At 42.0% G+C, this 3,263-nt stretch carries 4 protein-coding genes and 1 pseudogene; all 5 read left to right on the top strand.

Annotated features, from left to right (window positions below; translation table 11 throughout):
* Positions 1–951 (top strand): annotated as a pseudogene (locus DWV06_RS18545) (hypothetical protein); the annotation flags it as partial.
* A 63-nt stretch (positions 952–1,014) separates the two neighbouring features.
* Positions 1,015–1,281, top strand: a complete 267-nt coding sequence (locus DWV06_RS10485) for a hypothetical protein (RefSeq protein ID WP_115482143.1) — start codon at positions 1,015–1,017, stop codon at positions 1,279–1,281.
* Positions 1,282–1,380: 99 nt separating this feature from the next.
* Positions 1,381–1,722 carry a hypothetical protein gene (locus tag DWV06_RS10480; RefSeq protein ID WP_115482142.1) on the top strand — a complete coding sequence of 114 codons (342 nt, stop codon included), beginning with the start codon at positions 1,381–1,383 and terminating at the stop codon, positions 1,720–1,722.
* Positions 1,722–2,057, top strand: a complete 336-nt coding sequence (locus tag DWV06_RS10475; RefSeq protein WP_115482141.1) for a hypothetical protein — start codon at positions 1,722–1,724, stop codon at positions 2,055–2,057. The genes DWV06_RS10480 and DWV06_RS10475 overlap by 1 nt, the downstream gene beginning before the upstream one ends.
* The coding region (locus DWV06_RS10470) for a hypothetical protein (RefSeq protein WP_147289856.1) at positions 2,047–3,263 on the top strand (1,217 nt) is incomplete at its 3' end. The genes DWV06_RS10475 and DWV06_RS10470, both read left to right, overlap by 11 nt.

Below are 3,263 nucleotides of genomic sequence, written 5' to 3'. Positions count from 1 at the left end.
TTTGAGGACGACCAGGTCTATACCTTTGACATCGATTATACCGACAAAGCTGGGAACCAGGCGGCAGACCTGCAGGAGATCACGTTCTGTGTGGACAAAACCAAGCCCGCTTTGACCGTAACGGGAATCAAGAACCATTCGGCCAACAGCGGAAGGGATGCAGATAAAAAAGAGACGAACGTAGGCTTTGTCCTAGAGGCATCGGATGAGAATTTTGCCGGCCTGACCCCGCACTTAAACCTTGTGACGTTAGAGGGAATCCAAAACTGTGATGACTTACTTGGCAGTGCACAGGCAGTTGAAAACGGCCAGCGTTATGCCGTGAGCAACTTAAAGAAGGACGGGATCTACCTCCTGACGGCGACCGTAACGGATCAAGCCGGAAATGAGAACAAAGCAGCAAAGGTGACCGAGGCAGATGGCAGGGTACAAGAAGCAGAGCAGATCGTATTTTCGGTGAACCGCAATGGTTCGGTGTATACGCTGGATGAAGCGACCCAAAAGATCAATGGCTCCTACCTGACCAAAGAGCAGGACATCGTGATTCAGGAGACCAACGTGAATGCCCTGAAGGAGAGGACGCTGACCTTATTTCAGGACAACCAGACGAAGAGCCTGAAAGAAGGAGAGGATTATCAGATCCAAAAGACAGAAGGGAACGGACAATGGAATCAGTATACCTATCAGATTTTCAAAAAGAACTTTGCGAATGATGGGTATTACAGCCTGGTGCTGTATTCCGTGGATGCGGCAGACAACAAGTCGGAGAACAACATGGATACCAAGGATGTGGAACTACGGTTCGCGGTAGACAAGACGGCACCGAAGGTCATCGTGACGAACCTTTCTGACCGGGAAGCGTATCAGGAAGAAAAGAAGGACGTGACCATGGTCATCGATGATAACATGAAACTGCAGGAAGTTAAAGTTTATCATACTACTTATAACTGAACCGGAAGCGAATCCACCTATGGGGAAGCAGCAGAGACTTGGGACAACGAGAAGATCCAACAGATGGTGGCAGGAAAAGAGGACTTTACCTTCCCGATCGATGGGAATACGACGCAGAAACATAAGGTCAAGATCGTAGCGGTCGATGCGGCGGGAACGGAAAAAGAAGTGGAAGTGAAAGACTTCTATGTGACCAAGAGCTGGATCATCGGCGTAAAAACACAGGGAAAGAAGGCCCTACCGATCGCAGGAGGCGTTTTATTGCTTGGAGGAATCGGAGCAGGTGTTGTGTTTGTACTTCGTAAGAGGAAAGCTGTTAACGTGAAATAGAATAAATTAAGATTTTGGTGTGAACTAGTGGTTTTTTCGCTAGTTCATCCTTGTTAAAGAAGAAAAAACACATGAATGTGATAACATGAGGAGAGAGAAATGGGAAATAGTAGTAAAGGAGCATCGAAAGGGACATCGATCGAACCAACTCAGGTAGAAAAGCAATTACAGGAGCTGGAAGCAGTTCGAATCAAACTAAATGATTTAAGTAAAATTTTACATACGCAGAATGCAGAACTGGTAAAAGCGTGGGATGGGGAAGGAGGCATCGGTTTTTTGAATGCCTCTGCATCCCAAGAAAATGAGATCAGCAATCATATCAAGGCGATTGAAAATCTGATGGCAGGCATCAGTGGAACTCTATATGATCTGAAAGAAGTGGATGACAAAATGAGTTTATTATTAGAAGAGGTAGGGAAGGAAACTAAGGTGAAAAAGTAGTGGCATGTAGATGTAATGATATAGCAGGTTGTAAGGCAGATATAGAAGATTTGAAAACGGCAAAAGGGTATCTAACAGAATTAATCACTTTAGATACACAAGTGGAACAAGGACTAACAGCAATAGTGGGTTACAGCCAAAGTGCATTTACAACCAAAAATCTGGATCTGTTAGAAGGGAATGAGAAAAAAGTAAACGATCAAGTCACCAGTACATTAAGTAACATTCTTACAAGAATAGAGACAGAGATCACAACGCTTGAAACACAATCCTTAGTAGAATTAGAACGAGAAGATAAACAGACGCATCAGGAGGAAAAAAAGAATGAAGCTTAAATTGGATACCCTGTCCGATACCTACGAAGAATATAAATCTGCGGTAAAGACCTTACAAGAGGTAAAGGCAGATTTATTTATGATCACGGGTACGTTAGATACTTGCTGGGAGGGAGCAGGAAAAGAAATCTGTTTGGCAAAAATCAGAGATTATCTTAATGTTTTTTATGAAAATACGTTAATTAGTATGGAGGCCATCAAAGATATTTTAAAAAAGAATATACCAAAGGCGAATACCTGTTTAAATCGTTGTGATGCATTTGCGGATGTCGTAAACTTAAATGGTCCTAACTTTTATACGGATGATAGAAAAGGAGGCGGGACTCTTTCTTTCGACGAGGATATTATGAATTCTCTTATGAATCAAGTCTTGTCAATCGGCGGAGAGGAAACACAGGAAGAGAGAAGAAAATGGCAACAGGTAATGCATGAAATTTCTTTGGGTTATTGCAGCAGTTTAAGATATTCCAGCTTCCGTTTAAATATAGAATCTTTTCTGTTAGAAAAAGCACTGCAAGACCAAGAAGACTCCATGATGGACTTCTACCATACTTTAAATACCTATGTTCAGGAAGTGAAAGAATTGGATGGTGATGCAGCAACCGATTTCAAAGGCTATACCGATAAGACTCAGAAAAAGCTGACTGCCAGGGTCTATGAACCGGTGGTGGTGAAGGATAAGATCAATCTGGAAAGGCTTTACTATTTGCTTCATACCCCGCCTTCCGCATTAAGTGAGGCAGAATTAAATGAGATTATAACTGCTTATGAAACAGCTGTAAAAAACGGCGATGCCAAGCAGGTAGAAGAAATCTTAAAATGCTGTTACGAATATGATGAACAAAAAGGACAGAACAATTATAAGCTTACCGAAACTTATTATGTAGTAGAAGGGATTATGAAAGCCAAACTGGATTTGAAAGCTGCGCAATCAGGTATGAACCTGATGGATCCCCATAATGAATATAATGAGGCAACCATAGATTTCATTGAAGAGATCAAACGATACAGTTTGTTTAGTGGCCTGGGAGAATACGCTCCCAATATAAAAGGAACAGGAGACCTGTTTGATCGAAATTTCGATCCTTCCCACCGAATTATTCTTCATGTGGATTTAGAAACCTATGGAGCAAGTTTCTGGAAAAGTGAAAAAGATTATGAAGAAGCGAAAAAGAAAGGGAAATACAAAGACAAAAGCCTTGTATC

Source organism: Anaerosacchariphilus polymeriproducens (genome assembly GCF_003363435.1).
GTDB classification, from domain to species: Bacteria; Bacillota; Clostridia; order Lachnospirales; family Lachnospiraceae; genus Anaerosacchariphilus; species Anaerosacchariphilus polymeriproducens.
The sequence above is the reverse complement of the archived record's forward strand: the minus strand, read 5'-3'. Positions and strand labels throughout refer to the sequence as shown.